Consider the following 16,809-nt stretch of genomic DNA (forward strand, 5'->3'; position numbering starts at 1 on the left):
GACGATCAGGCTATGGCGACATAATTTTTGGTGAAGCGATCGCTGTGAATTTCCCACAGGACTGAAGTGCCCTTTTCGACGAACCAACCGTCTCCAGGGCCATAGGTCGTACTCTTACCGGTGCCCTCGTCAGTCAGCGTCACGCTGCCTTCGACCACGATGGAATGTTCGGAAAAAGGGTAAGTCATCCGGAACTTGCCCTTGACGGCCGCGAAATAACCGCATGACAGCGGCATGTCCGGGGAGCCATGGACGATCTTGCCGAAGCACAGTCCCTCTCCTTCCACTATCTCCGATCCCAGATCGGCGACGGTGCCCCAGCTATCGAGTTCAGGAATATGATTCTGATATATGGCGAACATTGACTAACCTCCTTTGACTTCACCGATCAGCGGCGGCCATTGAAAAAACCGGAAATCTGGTGCCAGGTCTTCGCAGCCGACAACATGCCACGGCGCAGCGAATCCTTGCCCAGCACCCGCATATGCGAGATCGAACTCATGAGGTCGTAGCGTGCCGAACCTTCGCTCATGCCCTCTGCCAACACCTTGCAGACGATATGCGACGGCGTGACGCCGAAGCCCGAATAACCCTGAACGTAAAAGGCGTTCGGACGGCCGGACAGCGTACCGATCTGGGGAAAGAGATTGGCGCTGCACGCCATCGGCCCGCCCCAGGCATAGTCTATCTTCACCTCTTTGAGATAAGGGAAGGTCTTCAGCATCAATGGCCGGGTCCAGGCCGCGATGTCGGACGGAAAATATTCGAGCATCTGCGTGGCCGAGCCATAAAGCAGCCTGTTGTCAGCCGTGACCCGATAATAATCGATCACCGGCCGGATGTCGCTGTAGGCGCCCCGGATCGGGCTGATACGCTGGATCAGTTCGTCGGATAGGGGTTCGGTCGCGATCTGATAGGCATAGGTGTTGATCGTCTTCCCATATATTTCCGGTTCCAGGCCCGCCAGAAAGCTGTCGCACGCCCAGAGCAGCTTGGATGCGCGAACGCTGCCTGCATTGGTGCGAACGGTGATGCGGCCGCCATATTCGACGCTGATCACGGGACTGTTTTCAAAGATCCGCGCTCCATGGCCGACGAGGGCCATGGCTTCGCCGAGCAACAAGTTCAGCGGATGAACATGGCCGCCGCCCATATGCCTGATCGCGCCTGCGAACACTTCCGATCCGATAACCTGTTGGACATCCTTGCCCACCAGCAACTCGATGTCCTCATCGGGACTGGCCGCGCGAAATTCATCGACCCAGGTTCGCAGCGTGTTGAGCTGCCGCTGATTATAGGCGAGATAGGCGTAGCCGCGCCGGACATCGGCATCGATGCCATATTTTTCCGCCCGGCCGCGCAGGATGCCGGCGCCCAGGCTCGCAATCTCGAACAGGGTTTCGAGGCCCTCCTTGCCGACATGTCGGGCCACCTTGTTGATATCGTGGCCGATCCCCGCCATCACTTGGCCACCGTTCCGGCCCGTGCCGCCATATCCCAGATGGCGTGCCTCCAGGACGGCGATATTGGTGATGCCCTTTTCCGCAAGTTCCAATGCTGTGTTGATGCCTGAAAAGCCGCCCCCGACGACGACTACATCTACGTCGATGTCCTGCGTCAGGCGGGGATATTGGACGTCATATCTTTTCGTGGCGGTATAATAATTGAGGGCGTCGATCCGCCGCATCACTTCCCGCATCGAGCCTCTCCCAAAATTCAGAGGCAAATCTGGCGGGGGAATCATCACAAGGATATGGCAGATCACGACAAGAAAGAGACAAAGTGCGCCACGATCTGGCGCGCTGCGGATGTCAGCTGGCGCGGACCGGCTTACGCCCACGGATCAACGAACGCCCGGTCCATCCCCGGTAAGCGCGGGACAGCACTGACCGTTCCGAATAGCCGAGCGCTTGCACCAACCCGGCCACATCGCCGCGCCCTTCGCCAAGCCGCGCATCGGCCAATCGCGTGCGGTGATCGCGCAGCAACTGGCGCAATGACGTCCCCTCCTCTGCAAGACGGCGTTGCAGGCTTCTTTGAGGAAGGCCAAGCGCGGCGGCCATGCCCTCCAGCGTGATCGGCCGTTTGTCGAGATACATGGCAATCAGCCATTCGACCCGCCCGGTAAAGCTATCCTCTGCCAGATGGACCTGGAGCAGTTCGGTAACGTGCCTTTCAAGGATATGCATGAGGTCGCGGTCTTCGACGCGGTTCACTCGCTCTACATCCTGCCTGGACAGCAGCAGTCCGTTCGTGGGCTGATCGAACAAGATCGGCGCACGGAACAAACGGCGCAGCGGACCCACATCCGCCGGTGCGGCATGTTCGAAATGCACCTCGACCGGCCACCATGGCGACGTCAAGCAGCTGCGGATCAATTCGCAGGTTGCCATGACCGCATATTCCGCATCCTGCCGCCGAGGCCAGATTCGCGGATCGTGAATCCGGTACGCCCACAACATATGGTCGCCGGCATTCAGCAGACCGGAAGATGTCGAAGTCTGAAAGGCCGGCAAATAGCGGCCCATGCGCGCGAATGCGTCGCCAAGCGTGCCGGAAAGGGAAAATAGCAGTCCGGTCGGGCCGATATCGGCGGGCCGGAAACAGCTGCCCATCTCCGCGCCAAGGTGCGGCGCGTCAAGCAGATCAGCGGCATCCTCAAGCAGCGCTATATAATGCGCAAGCGGCATGATCGCGTAAGGATCAATTAATCCTGCAAGGGCAACATCGTGCCGGGCGAGAAGCGCGGCGACCTTTTCGTCATCGTTGTCGATCCGCTCAAGCAGCCGTTGGACGCTGACCGCCCTGATGGTGGGGACCTGTGGTGCGCCTGCTCGCTTTCGCTGCGGCATTGTCGTGCCCTCGCCTTTTTGCGACGCGGCTCGCGTCTTTCGACCATGGAAATGACAGCAGTCGAAACAAAAGGCCAGACGCCGATCGACCGCTTGAATAATTTATCATGATAAGTTATACGGGACGAAATCTGAGGAGAAGGATCGCCACGAATGACCTATGCTGGCGCTATCATAGCCGGATCGCCTGAATATGGCGAAACGCTGTCCATTATAGCCAATCCTGCTACAGGGGACGCTGCGGGCGAGATTGCCACCATCGACGCCGCAGCCTGCGAGCGAGCAATCGCGGCGGCGCGCGCCGCCTTTCCTGGCTGGGCCGCAAAGCCCGATGCGCAGCGGCAGGCCGCCGTCGCCCGATGCGCCGACATCATCGAAGAACATGCGGAAGAACTCGCCCGCCTGCTGACTGCCGAACAGGGCAAGCCGATGAACGGCACGGGATCGCGGTTCGAAGTAGGCGGCGCGGCGGCGTGGACGCGGCATACGGCGGGCCTGGTCCTGCCGGTCGAATATGTGCAGGATGACGATGCCGCGCATATTGCGATCCACCGCCGCCCACTGGGTGTGGTCGCGGCGATCACGCCGTGGAACTGGCCGCTGATGATCGCCATCTGGCAGATCATGCCCGCGATCCGCGCCGGGAACACAGTGGTGATCAAGCCGTCGCCCTTCACCCCGCTGTCCACGCTGAAGCTTGTCGAACTGTTGCAGGCGGCGCTACCGCCCGGCGTGCTCAACGCCGTCGCCGGACCCGATGAGCTTGGCAGCCTGCTGACCAGCCATCCCGATATCGCCAAGGTCTGCTTCACAGGGTCCACCGCTACGGGGCGCAAGGTGATGGCGAGCGCCGCGCCGACACTGAAGCGCCTGACGCTGGAACTGGGCGGCAACGATGCGGGTATCGTCCTGCCAGATGCCGACCCGCAAGCCATCGCCGAAGGCCTGTTCTGGGGCGCGTTCATCAACAATGGGCAGACTTGCGCCGCGTTGAAGCGGTTGTTCGTCCATGACAGCATCTATGATGCCGTGTGCGACGCGCTTGTCGCTTATGCCGCGTCGGTCAAGACCGGTCCCGGAACCGAGGAGGACAGCGCTCTCGGCCCGCTGCAGAATGAGATGCAGTTCCGCAAGGTCGCCCGGTTGGTCGATGAAGCGCGGGCGGATGGCGCGCGCGTCCTGACCGGTGGCAGCCCGACGGCGGGCGCTGGCCTTTTCTATCCCGTCACTCTGGTCGCCGATGCAAAGCCCGGAATGGCGCTGGTGGACGAAGAGCAGTTCGGTCCCGCTCTGCCGATCATCCGCTATTCCGATGTCGGGGAAGCAATCGCCGCAGCCAATGCAGCGGATGTAGGCCTGGGCGGATCGGTGTGGTCCTCTGACATCGATCTCGCCCGAGACCTTGCATTGCAGCTGGAATGCGGGACCGCCTGGGTCAACAAACATGGCGCCATCCGGCCTGACACGCCCTTTGGCGGGGTCAAGGCATCCGGCTTCGGCGTCGAGTTCGGGCCGCACGGCCTGAGTGAATTTCTATCCCTTCAGGTGCTGCATGACTGATGCGGCCCTTTCATCCCGGAGTTTGCCGATGACCGACAAGCGCGCCCTTGCCATGGCGGCGATCGACCGTTTCACCGCTGCCCCATTGGGCCATTTCATCGGTGGCAAGCCGGTTGCAGGCGAGGGAACGCTGTTCGACGTGCTGGAACCGGGCACCGGCGATGTGCTGGGCCAATGCGCCGACGCTACCGAAGCGCAGCTGGAGGCGGCAGTCGCCGCCGCGAGCGAGGCCTTTCCCATCTGGGCGGCGACCCCGGCCGATGAACGGCGCAGGATACTCAACCGCATGGCGGACCTGATCGTCGCCCATGCGGACGAGATCGCGGCGGTCGAGTGCCTGGATGCCGGGCAATGTTGGCGCTTCATGTCCAAGGCGGCGCTGCGCGGGGCGGAAAATTTCCGCTTCTTCGCTGATCGTTCGCCAGCCGCCGCCGATGGGCAGGCACTGTCGGCGCCCGATCATCTGAATTACACCACCCGCAAGCCGATTGGCCCGGTCGCGGTCATCACCCCGTGGAATACGCCCTTCATGCTGTCCACATGGAAGATCGCACCCGCGCTGGCCGCGGGATGCACGGTGGTGCACAAGCCTGCCGAATGGTCGCCCTATTCAGCGCGGCTGCTGGTGGAGATCGGGGCGGAAGCCGGGCTGCCCGCAGGCGTCTTCAATGCGGTCAACGGCCTGGGCGAAACCACCGGCCGCCGCCTGACCGAGCATCCGGGCATCAAGGCAATCGCCTTCGTCGGTGAATCCTCCACCGGCAGCGCGATCATGCGCCAGGGCGCGCAAAGCCTGAAGCGCGTGCATTTCGAACTGGGGGGCAAGAATCCCTGCATCGTGTTCGACGATGCCGATCTGGATGCGGCGCTGGATGCGGCGATATTCATGATCTATTCGCTGAATGGCCAGCGCTGCACGTCCTCATCCCGCTTGCTCGTCCAGCGCAACATCTACGACGCCTTCGTGGCGAAGGCAGCCGAGCGGGTAAAGGCTCTCAAGGTTGGCGACCCCTTCGACCCGGCGACGGAAGTCGGTCCGCTGATCCACCCGCGCCATTTCGACAAGGTCGCAAGCTATGCCGGCATCGCTGCCGGGGAAGGCGCGATCATCGCTGCCGGTGGGGCGCCCGTGGGCGGGACGAACGGCTTTTTCTTCCAGCCGACCTTGTTCACCCAGGCCGAACAGTCGATGCGGATCGCGCGCGAGGAAATATTTGGTCCTGTGCTGACGGCAATCCCGTTCGACGATGAAGCCGACGCGATCGCCAAGGCCAATGACGTCGATTACGGCTTGGCAGGCTATGTGTGGACCCGCGATCTCGCCCGGTCGCTGCGCGTGTCGGAGGCATTGGACGTCGGCATGGTGTGGGTGAACAGCGAAAATGTCCGCCACCTCCCCACCCCATTCGGCGGGGTAAAGGCAAGCGGCATTGGTCGCGACGGGGGCGATTGGAGCTTCGACTTCTACATGGAGACGAAGAATGTCGCCCTGGCGCGCGGCACGCACAAGACGCCGCGAATGGGGGTCCGGTGACATTGGACCTGAGGCCTGACGCCTGCCTGATCGGTGGGGAGTGGCGTAGCGGGAGCGAATGGCTGGAAGTCCGCAATCCCGCGGACGGCGGCCTGATCGCCCGCGTGCCCGCAATGGGCGCGCAGGAGACGCAGGATGCGATCGCGGCGGCGGCGGCGGCATTTCCCGGCTGGGCCGCTCTTCCCGCATCCGCGCGCGCCGATGCGCTTCGCCGTTACCATCAGCTGGTCATGGACCATCAGGAAGAGCTGGCGCGCATCCTGACCGCAGAACAAGGAAAGCCGCTGGCCGAAGCGCGCGGCGAGATCGCCTATGCCGCAAGCTTTCTCAGCTGGTTCGCGGCCGAAGCCATGCGCGCCTATGGCGAAGTCATTCCGGCAACGCAGGCGGACCGCCGCATCATGGTGATCAAGCAGCCCGTGGGCGTGGCGGCCGCGATCACGCCCTGGAACTTCCCGGCGGCGATGATCACCCGCAAGCTCGCCCCCGCTCTGGCGGCCGGATGCTCCATCGTGATCAAGCCTGCCGAACAGACGCCGCTCACCGCCTTTGCGCTAGGCGTCCTGGCACAGGCGGCGGGCATTCCCCCGGGCGTGGTCAACATCGTCACCGGCGATCCCGTCACGATCGGCGGAGCGTTGACGGCCAACCATGTGGTGCGGAAGCTGAGCTTTACCGGATCGACGCGAACCGGTGCGCTTCTCTATGCGCAATGCGCGCCCACGGTGAAGAAGCTCAGCCTCGAACTGGGCGGCAACGCCCCGTTCCTGTTATTCGACGATGCCGATATCGACGCGGCCGTGGAAGGGGCGATGATCGCCAAGTTCCGCAATGGCGGCCAAACCTGCGTGTGCGCCAATCGCTTCTACGTTCAGGACGGCATCTATGATCGCTTCGTCGAGGCCTTTGCCGCCGCCGCCGACGCGCTGACGGTCGGACCCGGCGATGCGCCTGGCACGGCGATCGGTCCGCTGGTCGATGATGCGGCGGTCGCAAAGGTGACGGCGCTGATCGCCGACGCGAAGGCGAAAGGCGCGATGCCGGTAGGGGCGGAAAGACCAATCGAGGGCCGGTTCGTACCGCCTGTCATTCTAGCCAATGCTGCTCCCGGTATGCGCCTGCTGGAGGAAGAGATATTCGGCCCCGTCGCACCCGTCATGCGCTTTGCCGATGAGGCAGAGGCCATCCGTCTGGCGAATGCGGTGCCCGATGGCCTTGCCGCCTATGTCTATACCCGTGATCTGGCGCGCAGCTGGCGCGTGGGCGAAGCGCTGGAAGCCGGGATGGTGGGCGTCAATACCGGAGCGATCTCCACCGAGGTCGCGCCCTTTGGCGGCATCAAGATGTCAGGCCTAGGCCGCGAAGGATCGCGCCACGGGCTGGACGATTATCTGGAACTCAAGACCATGACGGTCGCGCTATGAGGGGGCAGCGGTCACCGGTCGGGGGAAAAGCGTTCGAGCGCCTTGGCGAGTTCCCGCGCTTCGGCGATGAAATCGCGCAGCCGCTGTTCGCCAAAGGCTTCGGCATAGGCGGACAGCATCGGCACCGTATAGGTCGCGGTCCCCTGCACCAGCCGCCGCCCTTCATCGGAAATGGAAATCACCGACCGGCGGCCATCGTTGGGATCGGTGCTGCGCATGACCCACTGGCGCTCGGTCAGTTCCCGCAGGATGCGCGTGACGGTAGGCGCGTAGAGCAAGGCTTCCTTGGCGATGCTGCTCGCGTCCAGCTCATCAACCTCCGTCAGCACGCGCAGCACGCGCCATTGCTGTTCGGTCACATTCGCTTCCCGCAAGATCGGGCGGATCGGCGCCATCACCGCTTCGCGAGCCGCCAGCAAGGTTCCCGCCAGCGATTCGGAATATCTGGTCAGTCCGGCCTTTGCCTTCGCCATGCTCACCCCCTTCGGCGGCAGCCCCGGGTGATTCGGGTGCGACCGCTTACCCTGTTACCCTGTGCCAGCGAGAGGACAAGACGATGATTTGCAAAGGGCACATCTATGGGGTGATATTGAACGACCGGGAGGAACGTGTCCGGCTCGCCCAGGCTTTTCAGGAAAAGCCTTATCTCGCGCCGCCTGCTGCCCCGGTGGTCTACATGAAGCCTGCCGTGACTCTGTCGCGCGGCCCCGTGCGGCTGGAACCCGGGCGGAGCGCCGTGGCGGGCGCGACCGTCGCGCTGCTGATCGCGCGGGATACGACCGGCGTCAGCGCGCAGGAGGCGATGGAGTGCGTGGGCGCGGCCTCGCTCGCCATCGACATCGCCTATGAGCAGGCGGACTATTATCGGCCCGCAATTACGCAGCGCAACGCTGACGGCTTTCTGGTGATGGGGCAGTGGCGCGCGCCCGCATTGCCCGAACAAATCAGGACCTTTGTAGACGGCAGGGTGGCGCATGACTGGCCGCTGGACCGGCTCGTCCGTACGCCTGGCCAGCTTATCGCGGACATATCCGCTTTTCTGACGTTGCGCGCGGGCGATGTGCTGCTGGCCGGGCTGCCGGGCGATGCTCCAGACGTCCAGCCGGGCGTGGATTTGCGCGTGGAGGCTGACGGGTTCGAACCCGCCATTGCCTTGATTGAGGAGTATGCGCAATGAAGAGGGCGCGCATCTATCATCGTGGCCGGGACATATGGGTCCGGGTGTCGCAGGACGAACAGAGCCTGATCCTGCCCAATGGATCGTCCATCCCCGCCACGGCCGCGCAGTGGCTGCCGCCGGTCGTCAACGGAGCGGCAGTCTACGCGCTGGGCCTCAACTTCGCCGATCACAATAAGGAACTGGGGTTCGCGCCAAAACTGGCCACGCCGCTGATCTTCATGAAGGGCGGCAATTGCTTTGTCGGGCATGAAGGCGACACGCCCCGGCCCGCCGACGGCAACCAGATGCACCCCGAATGCGAGCTGGTGGCGGTAATCGGTCGTCCCGCGCACAACATGACGGAGGCAGAGGCGCTGGCCTGTGTCAGCGGCTATACCGTCGCTAACGACTATGCGATCCGCGAATATCTGGAAAATTACTACCGGCCCAATGCCCGCGTGAAGAACCGCGACGCGACGACGCCGATCGGCCCGTGGATCGTCGATGCCGCCGAAGTGCCCGATCCGCAGGCGCTGAAGCTGAGGACCCATGTGAATGGCGAGTTGGTTCAGGACGGCACGACCGGCGACATGATCATGTCCGTGGCGGAACTGGTCGCCTATCTTTCCCGCCACACAAGATTGATGCCCGGCGACATGATCCTGACCGGCACGCCGCAGGGCGTCCATTTCTGCGCGCCCGGCGACATAGTGGTGACGCAGGTGGAAGGCGTCGGCCGGCTCGTCAATCATCTGGTTGCGGCCTGAAGGGGAAAGACATGGCGCATGCAACCGTTGAATATACCGCCAATATCGAGGGCGCATTCGAGCTTGACGCGCTGCTCGCCCTGATCGCGCGCCATATGCGTGAGGAGGCGGGCGGCGTGTTCCCGGTCGGCGGCATCCGCGTGCGCGCCATCAGGCTGGACCATTATGTCATCGCAGACGGGAAAGGGATGGACGACGCCTTCGTCAATATCGACGTCAAGATGGGCGCGGGACGCCCGGCCGAGTTCCGCCAGAACTATTTCGATGCCCTTTTCGCCGCCATTCACAGTTTTTTCGAGCCCCTCTTCACGTTGCGCCCTTTGGCGCTGTCGATGTATGTGGAGGAAGCGGAGGGCTGGAAGGCCAACACCATCCACCAACGACTGCAAAAAGCGGACTGATGCCACTTTCTCCCGAAATCGTCGAAACCCTGGCCGCACGCCTTGCTGAGGCAGAACGGCAGTGCGTTCAGGTCAGCCAGTTCTCTCTGGAACATCCCGGCATGACGCTGGAGGATGGTTATGCCGTCAGCCGCGCCTGGGTTGCGAAGAAGCTGGCGGGCGGACGCAAGGTGATCGGCCACAAGATCGGGCTCACCAGCCGTGCGATGCAGCGGTCGTCCAACGTGACGGAGCCCGATTTCGGCACCCTATTGGACGACATGTTGTTCCTGGACGGCCATGACATCCCGATCGACCGCTTCATCGAACCGCGCGTGGAAGTCGAACTGGCCTTCATCCTGAAGCACCCTCTCAAAGGGCCCGGCGTCACGCTGTACGATGTGCTGAACGCTACCGATTACGTCACCCCGGCGATCGAGATCATCGATGCGCGCATCGAACGGATCGACCGGGCGACAGGCGTCACGCGCAAGGTGTTCGACACGATTTCCGACAATGCCGCCAATGCGGGCATCGTACTGGGCGGGCGGCCGGTTAAGCCTGACGCGGTCGACCTGCGCTGGATTTCAGCCTTGCTCTACCGCAATGGCGTGATCGAGGAATCCGGCGTCGCGGCGGCGGTGCTTAATCATCCCGCCAATGGCCCCGCGTGGCTCGCCAACAAGATCGCGCCTCATGGCGAATGGCTGGAACCGGGCCAGATCATCCTGGGTGGAAGCTTCACCGCGCCCGTTTTTGCGCGGCCGGGGGACAGCTTCCATGTCGATTACGGCCCGTTGGGCAGCATATCGGTGAGGTTCGCATGATCCCCTTCAAGGAAAGGCTGGCACAAGGACGTCCGCTGATCGGGCTGTGGCAAGCACTGGCGAACAATTATACCGCCGACATCTGCGCGCGGCTGGGCTTCGACTGGCTGTTGTTCGACGGGGAACATTCGCCCAACACCGCCCAGACGCTGCTTGGCCAGTTGCAGGCGGTCGAGCGGCACGGACCGGAGCCGATCGCGCGGGTGCCCGGGAACGATCCGGTGATCATCAAGCAATATCTCGACATCGGCTTTCGCACCCTGCTCGTCCCAATGGTCGACACGGCCGAGCAAGCCGCAGCAGCAGCAGCAGCCACCCGCTATCCGCCTGATGGCATCCGGGGTGTTGCGAGCGGGACCAGCCGCGCCGCCGGGTTCGGCCTTGATCCGGGCTATCTCAACAGGGCAGCTGAGGGGCTGACGGTCATCGTCCAGATCGAAAGCCGCGAAGCGCTGGCCAATGCCGGAGCGATCGCCGCCACGCCGGGGGTCGATGCCGTGTTCGTCGGCCCTGGCGACCTGGCCGCGTCGATGGATCATCTTGGCGATGCGGGACATGCGCAGGTGCAGGCCGCAGCCCGGCAGGCGCTGGAGGCTATCCGCGCTGCGGGCAAGCCTGCGGGCATATTCGCGCTGTCGCCGGACCATGCACGCCTGTGTTGCACGGAGGGCTATGCCTTCGTCGCGGCGGGAACGGACATCGGGCTGCTGGTCAAGGGCGGCAAGGCGCTGATCGATGCGGTCAGGGAAGAACAGCCGTAGCGCGGGCGACGCTCGCGGCGCATAGGTTTTGAGGAAAAAGGAGTGCCACGATGGGCAAGGTTTCACTGGTGGCGAAGATCACCCATGTGCCGTCCATGTATCTTTCGGACCTTGATGGCCCGCACAAGGGCTGCCGCGAGGCCGCGATAGAAGGGCATCGTATCATCAGCCGCCGATGCCGGGAGTTGGGCGTCGACACGCTAGTGGTATTCGACACGCACTGGCTGGTCAATTCCGGCTATCATGTGAACTGCGCCCCGCGATGGGAGGGTATCTACACATCCGGCGAGCTGCCGCATTTCATCAAGGACATGCCCTATGCCTGCGACGGCAATCCAGCTTTGGGCGAATTGCTGGCGGCCGCCGCGACACAGGCCGGAGTGCATACGCGCGCGCACCAGTTGGCATCGCTGGAGCCCGAATATGGCACGCTGGTGCCGCTGCGCTACATGAACCCGGACCAGCATTTTCGCGCCGTGTCCGTGTCCGCACTCTGCATGGTGCACCACCTTGAAGATTCGATGACGCTCGGCCGCGCCATGCGGGAAGCTGTGGAGCGCGACTATGACGGCAATGTCGCCTTTCTCGCCAGCGGATCCCTGTCCCACCGCTTCGCGCAAAATGGCGAGTCCGAGGAATATATGAACAAGATCTGGAGCCCTCTGCTGGAGGCCGTCGACCGCCGCGCGGTGGAAATGTGGGAGCAGGGCGAATGGCGCAGCTTTGCAGGGATGCTGCAGGACTATGCCAGCAAATGCCATGGCGAAGGCTTCATGCACGACACGGCGATGATGATGGGCGTGCTGGGCGGCGCGGAATATAGCGGCAAGGCGGAAGTGGTGACGCCTTATTTCCCATCGTCGGGCACGGGCCAGATCAACGCCATCTTCCCGGTGTGACGTGCTGAACCGTTCATGGACTCCGGCGCAGGCAGGCGCCCATATTCGCTGAGATCAGCCAGCGTCGGCAAAGGCGCCATGGGGGTGGATCGCCGTGACGTGCCGCTTGCGCAGCGGCAGGATCAGCAGGACGAAGCTTAGCAGGAAGCAGCCGATGCACACCGCCTCCACAAGAGTGAAGTCCCCACTGCCGATCAGGCGGCCGGACAGGATCGGCCCGCCGCCCAGACCGATCATCTGCACCGCGATGGCGGCGCGCATCATCAGGCCCTTGCCGTCCATCTCGTTGACGGCGCCCAGGATGAAGGGCTGAACCATGTTCCAGAGGAAGTTGAACCCGCACACCGCGATCAGGAACGTGGCGGAGCCGGGCTTACCGATGAGCATGCCGATGCAGGCGACACCCCCCCATATCCCCACCACGAACACGGACATCCGCCCGATCCTCTCGGCGAGGATGATCGCGGCCAGCGCGCCGCCGACGGCCACGACCTGAGAAATGAAGAGCGCGTCGGCGATCTTCTGCTCGCCAAGGCCGGCGGCAATGCCGATCAGGAACAGGTTTGCCCAGGCGATGCCCTGCGCCAGATTATAGACCAGAACCCCGGCCAGCGCGGCGATCATGATCGGGATCGCTGGACTGGAGGCCGCATGGCTTTCCTCGACATGCCGGTCGTCGGACGATCGCGGCAGGAAAGGCGCGCACATCATGGAGAGCAGCGTCGCTACGGCAAAGGCGAGAAATATGCCCTGAAGCCCAATCGTCGCGAACAGCATCGGCGCCTGCCATATTCCAATCGCACCATAGGTCAGCAGGACGACGAGATAATAAGCGAGGTTCCGGTCCGTGCGGCGGGTGAGGCCGACGAAGCTGAAGCTGAGGCTGATGATGCCGCCTTCGCCCAGCCCGGCCAAAAAGCGCGCGGCCCCGAACCATCCGCCGCCCGCCGTGATCGCGGACGCGACATTGCCCGCCGCGGCTACCAGCAGGAACGCGACTGTCAGCTTGCGCCAGTCCAGGCGGTTGCCGAGGAACGCCAGCACCACCGTCATCAGCGCGACGCCTGACATTTCTATGCCGGCCAGATCGACCGCCTGCGTTTCCGTGAGGCGGAGCTGGGTGACGAACCCCTGCACCAAAGCTGGCTGGACGATGAAGGACAGGACGCCGATCGTTCCGAGCAGCACGAAGCTGGCGATGGCCAGCGGATGATCAGGATGCGACCTTGCCCGTGTCCCGTCCGCATGCTGCTGCATCATACCGAAGCCTCCCCCGCCGGACATATGTTGAGCATGCGGGTCATCACCAGGAAATCCGTGCCGTCGCGCCATAGGTGGCGGGCGGCGCGTAATAGGATGTCGTGCCCAATATGCCGAGGTTCAGCGTGTAGGCGCGATATTCTTCGCCGAAAACATTCTTGCCCCACAGGGTGACGTCGAACGTATTGCTGGGATCGGTCCAGCTCAATGACAGGTTCGTCACATTATAGGCGGGTTGCACGGAGGATGGTGCGTTGGTGACTTCCAGAAACTGCTTGTCGTACCAGGCTCCGTCGACCTGCACCGCACCAATCCCGCCGCCAAGGTCGAAATCATAGCGGGCAAGATAGTTCAGACTGAAACGCGGCGCGTTGGGAAATTCCGCGTTCTTGACGGTCGTTTCGGGAAAGACACACCGAAATGCGCCGCCGATATTGGTGCAATATTGCGCGTCGGGCGCACCGGGGAAGAGTTCAGGCCCGATCTGCTCGCCCGCTGCGCGCACGGTCTTCACCTTGGATGTTTCCCAGCTACCGCCCAGCATCACGTTCAGGTGCCGCACCGGCTGCCAGGTGAGCTCCAGTTCAGCACCGGTGGCGATGGCGTCGCTGTTCGACACTTGCGGCGTGCCGCCGATCATGGCGAAGGCCTGATAATCCTCGTAAATATAGTGGAACAGCGTACCGTTCACGCGAAGCTTCTGGTCCGGCGTCGACAGTTTCGCGCCCAGCTCGAAACTGTGCAGGGTTTCCGGCTTGTGCTGGAACAACTCCGCCGTGACGGTCGGGCTGAGCGTCCAGTTGCCGCCCTTTATGCCACGATTATAGGATGCGAAGATCAACGTGTCGCGATTGGGCTTGAAGTTCACCGACAGACGCGCTGCATAGTCACCTCGGCTGATACGATCCGCTCCGGGCCGCTGGCTGGCGAAGCTTTCGTCGGTCGCCAGGGTTCTGTCGGGAAAGCCAGTGTCACTCAGTGTCGATACATAATCCATGGACTTTGTATCCTTGGAATAGCGCAGCCCGGCGATCAGCGACAGGGAGGGCGTGAGCTGATATTCGCCCTGGCCAAAGACCGACCAGTTCTTCGAAACCAGGTCATAACGTTCCAGGACGCGCGGATCATTGGCGGAGCCGTTAAGGTCGATCGCGTTGCCGATGACGGGGGCGCCGATAGTGGTCATCGTGCCCTTGGTCCGCATGTCAAGATAATAGGCGCCGACCTGCCATTTCAAAGGTCCCGCATCGCCCGCGAGGCGCAGTTCCTGCGAGAATTGATCATATTTGGCAGTCGTGCCGAAGACGATGACTTCGACCGGAAGCCCGTCGCCATCTTCCAGATAATTTTTGTTGAGCGCAGTATAGTTGGTGATCGATGTCAGTTCGACGCCGCCCAGTTTCCAGCTGATATTGGCCTGTCCGATATGGACATGGCGATTGAGAAAGCCTGCCGTTCCGGAAAAATTGTCATAGGGCGACGCCTTGGCGCCCGTGATGCCATTGATGACGCCGCCGGGTCCGTTGGTAAGGCCCGCCGGATTGACGCGGCAATAGCTATTGGCTTCGAAGACGCAATTTTCGTATGTATAGGCGCCCGTCGGCACGTCATGATCGCGCGAATATTTATACCATAGTTCGACCATCAGGTCGGGCGTGACGTCGATCTGGGTCGTCGCCCGCAACGAAAAGGCGTTCTGGCCGCCGACATCCTGGCCTGAACTGACAAGGCCGCTGGCGGCGTCCGTATCCTTGGCCTTGATATAGTTGCCGCCAAGCGCCCGGCGCATCGACAGGCGCGCGCGCCAGCCTTCGACGATCTGGCCGCCCACAGCGCCCTCCAGTGATCGCTGGTCGAACCAGCCATAGCTGCCTTCGACATGGCCGTTGAAGTCGCGGTCGGTCGCGGCGCGGCTCAGATAATGGACGACGCCGCCCGTCGCATTACGGCCGAACAGCGTCCCCTGCGGTCCCCGCAGCACCTCCACCCGCTCGATATCGAACAATTGGCCGCTTATGCCATTGATCGATCCCATATAGGCATTGTCGGTATAGACCGCGACGGGTGCTTCCAGATAATCGGTGAAGTTGTTCTGCGAAATACCCCGCAGATTGAAGATCGTCACATTGGGTGACCAGGCATTGATGTGCATCGCCGGGATTTGCTGCGTGATGTCAGTCGTGTTGGTGATCCCGAGGCTTTTCAACTGATCGCCGGAATAGGCGGAGATCGATACCGGTACGTCGCGCAAGCTCTGTTCGCGTTTCTGGGCCGTGACCGTGATTTCGCCAAAGGGGCTGGAAGGCGCAGGCGCCGGATCGATCTGAGGCGTTGCGGAAGCATCCTGCGCGAAAGCAGGATGACTGCCCAGCGACACCGCCATCAAGGAAACCGCGCTTAACCATGGAGCAGACCAAGTCATCATCAATCTCCCCTTTTTGTCACCGCCGCGTCCATCATTGTCATGGATCGTGGCAGGGCCGTTCGGCGAACCGTCCGACGAGCTGCGAAGGCATCAGCCTCCATTGCCCTTGGATAACTTATCATGATAATTTATTCAATAGCGCAGTGGTGTTGCTTTATGAATGGGACAGATCGTCATGAGATTCGACGGGAAGGTCGCGTTGATAACCGGCGGCGGCAGTGGAATCGGCGCTGCGGCGGCGCGCCGCATCGTGAGCGACGGCGGCCGGGTGGTCTTGCTCGGGCGGCGGCGCGAGACACTGACGCAGGTTGCAATGCAGTGCGGCGGTCTGGCGATCGTGGGCGACACCACCAACCCGGACGACATCCAACGGGCCATCGACAAGGCAATTGAGGAACTGGGCGGCATCGACATTCTGGTGGTCAGTGCAGGCATCGAACAGCTGGGGTCGGTGGAAAGCATTTCCCTTCCGGACTGGCGCCATACGTTCGAGGTCAATCTGGACGGCGCGATGCTGGCCGCGCGCGCCGTCATTCCAGCGATGCGCACCCGCGGAGGCGGGGCCATCGTGCTGATATCCTCGGTTGCGGCGCTCGCGGGGGCGCCGTCCTACGCCGCCTACTGCGCATCAAAGGCAGGGGTCCTAGGGCTCAATCGATCCATCGCTTTCGACTATGGGCCGGAAAATATCCGCTGCAACGCGGTGTGCCCGGGCTGGACGCTAACCGAAATGGCGCGGCGAGAGATCGAGGATATGGCGCGCGAAAAGGGCATGGAGGCCGTGCAGCTTCAGGAGGAACTGACCCGCGCCTACCCTCTGCGCCGCATGGCAACGCCCGATGAGATTGCGGCCGTCGTGGCTTTCCTGGCGTCCAGCGACGCGTCCTTCATGACGGGAACGGCCATCAGCGTCGATGGCGGCGGCGGCATCGTCGACATCGGGACACTCCCCTTCTGCTGA

At 62.7% G+C, this 16,809-nt stretch carries 16 protein-coding genes; 10 read left to right on the forward strand and 6 right to left on the reverse strand.

Translation table 11 applies throughout. From position 1 onward, the window contains the following. Positions 1 to 5: 5 nt before the first annotated feature. The 3 genes from SPHS8_RS14135 to SPHS8_RS14145 form a co-directional block, all read right to left on the reverse strand. Entirely contained in the window at positions 6 to 362 is a 357-nt protein-coding gene (locus SPHS8_RS14135) for a cupin domain-containing protein (RefSeq protein ID WP_201516070.1), read from the reverse strand. A 26-nt stretch (positions 363 to 388) separates the two neighbouring features. After that, the gene (locus SPHS8_RS14140) at positions 389 to 1,699 is read right to left on the reverse strand and encodes an NAD(P)/FAD-dependent oxidoreductase (protein WP_201516071.1); all 1,311 of its coding nucleotides are present in this window, start codon (positions 1,697 to 1,699) and stop codon (positions 389 to 391) included. 112 nt (positions 1,700 to 1,811) lie between these two features. Further along, positions 1,812 to 2,852 carry an AraC family transcriptional regulator gene (locus SPHS8_RS14145; RefSeq protein ID WP_201516072.1) on the reverse strand — a complete coding sequence of 347 codons (1,041 nt, stop codon included), beginning with the start codon at positions 2,850 to 2,852 and terminating at the stop codon, positions 1,812 to 1,814. A gap of 153 nt (positions 2,853 to 3,005) precedes the next feature. On the opposite strand from SPHS8_RS14145, the gene SPHS8_RS14150 reads away from it, so the two are divergent. From SPHS8_RS14150 to SPHS8_RS14160, 3 genes are read left to right on the forward strand one after another with little or no spacing between them, the layout of a single operon-like run. Next, on the forward strand, positions 3,006 to 4,412 hold the full coding sequence (locus SPHS8_RS14150; protein WP_201516073.1) for an aldehyde dehydrogenase family protein: 1,407 nt from the start codon (positions 3,006 to 3,008) through the stop codon (positions 4,410 to 4,412). Positions 4,413 to 4,440: 28 nt separating this feature from the next. Beyond that, entirely contained in the window at positions 4,441 to 5,946 is a 1,506-nt protein-coding gene (gene hpaE / locus SPHS8_RS14155) for a 5-carboxymethyl-2-hydroxymuconate semialdehyde dehydrogenase (RefSeq protein WP_236575163.1), read from the forward strand. Next, a complete protein-coding gene (locus SPHS8_RS14160; RefSeq protein ID WP_201516074.1) occupies positions 5,943 to 7,370 on the forward strand; it encodes an NAD-dependent succinate-semialdehyde dehydrogenase in 1,428 nt (475 codons plus the stop codon). The genes hpaE and SPHS8_RS14160 overlap by 4 nt, the downstream gene beginning before the upstream one ends. Before the next feature lie 11 nt (positions 7,371 to 7,381). Here SPHS8_RS14160 and SPHS8_RS14165 read toward each other — a convergent pair whose 3' ends face one another. Next, positions 7,382 to 7,843, reverse strand: coding sequence for a MarR family transcriptional regulator (locus tag SPHS8_RS14165; RefSeq protein ID WP_201516075.1), 462 nt, complete (start codon positions 7,841 to 7,843; stop codon positions 7,382 to 7,384). An 83-nt stretch (positions 7,844 to 7,926) separates the two neighbouring features. Here SPHS8_RS14165 and SPHS8_RS14170 point away from each other — a divergent pair, with 83 nt between their 5' ends. The 6 genes from SPHS8_RS14170 to hpaD are packed head-to-tail and all read left to right on the forward strand — an operon-like array spanning position 7,927 to position 12,163. Beyond that, complete coding sequence (locus SPHS8_RS14170) at positions 7,927 to 8,547, forward strand: fumarylacetoacetate hydrolase family protein (protein WP_201516076.1); 621 nt, start codon at positions 7,927 to 7,929, stop codon at positions 8,545 to 8,547. Further along, complete coding sequence (locus SPHS8_RS14175; protein WP_201516077.1) at positions 8,544 to 9,296, forward strand: fumarylacetoacetate hydrolase family protein; 753 nt, start codon at positions 8,544 to 8,546, stop codon at positions 9,294 to 9,296. Before SPHS8_RS14170 ends, SPHS8_RS14175 begins: the two co-directional genes overlap by 4 nt. 11 nt (positions 9,297 to 9,307) lie before the next feature. Beyond that, positions 9,308 to 9,697: a 5-carboxymethyl-2-hydroxymuconate isomerase gene (locus SPHS8_RS14180; protein WP_201516078.1), complete on the forward strand. Its 390-nt coding sequence runs from the start codon at positions 9,308 to 9,310 to the stop codon at positions 9,695 to 9,697. Then, positions 9,697 to 10,503: a 2-oxo-hept-4-ene-1,7-dioate hydratase gene (gene hpaH / locus SPHS8_RS14185; protein ID WP_201516079.1), complete on the forward strand. Its 807-nt coding sequence runs from the start codon at positions 9,697 to 9,699 to the stop codon at positions 10,501 to 10,503. The genes SPHS8_RS14180 and hpaH overlap by 1 nt, the downstream gene beginning before the upstream one ends. Further along, entirely contained in the window at positions 10,500 to 11,264 is a 765-nt protein-coding gene (locus SPHS8_RS14190; RefSeq protein WP_201516080.1) for an HpcH/HpaI aldolase family protein, read from the forward strand. The genes hpaH and SPHS8_RS14190 overlap by 4 nt, the downstream gene beginning before the upstream one ends. A 50-nt stretch (positions 11,265 to 11,314) precedes the next feature. Then, on the forward strand, positions 11,315 to 12,163 hold the full coding sequence (hpaD, locus tag SPHS8_RS14195) for a 3,4-dihydroxyphenylacetate 2,3-dioxygenase (protein WP_201516081.1): 849 nt from the start codon (positions 11,315 to 11,317) through the stop codon (positions 12,161 to 12,163). A gap of 54 nt (positions 12,164 to 12,217) precedes the next feature. Here hpaD and SPHS8_RS14200 read toward each other — a convergent pair whose 3' ends face one another. Together SPHS8_RS14200 and SPHS8_RS14205 are read right to left on the reverse strand one after the other, a co-directional pair. Continuing rightward, entirely contained in the window at positions 12,218 to 13,423 is a 1,206-nt protein-coding gene (locus SPHS8_RS14200; RefSeq protein WP_201516082.1) for an MFS transporter, read from the reverse strand. 43 nt (positions 13,424 to 13,466) lie between these two features. Next, entirely contained in the window at positions 13,467 to 15,848 is a 2,382-nt protein-coding gene (locus SPHS8_RS14205; RefSeq protein ID WP_236575164.1) for a TonB-dependent receptor, read from the reverse strand. Between the two features lie 175 nt (positions 15,849 to 16,023). Between SPHS8_RS14205 and SPHS8_RS14210 the strand changes: the two genes are divergently transcribed. Continuing rightward, the gene (locus tag SPHS8_RS14210) at positions 16,024 to 16,809 is read left to right on the forward strand and encodes an SDR family NAD(P)-dependent oxidoreductase (RefSeq protein ID WP_201516083.1); all 786 of its coding nucleotides are present in this window, start codon (positions 16,024 to 16,026) and stop codon (positions 16,807 to 16,809) included.

The sequence above is a fragment of the Sphingobium sp. S6 genome (assembly GCF_905120495.1).
Lineage (GTDB): Bacteria > Pseudomonadota > Alphaproteobacteria > Sphingomonadales > Sphingomonadaceae > Sphingobium > Sphingobium agri.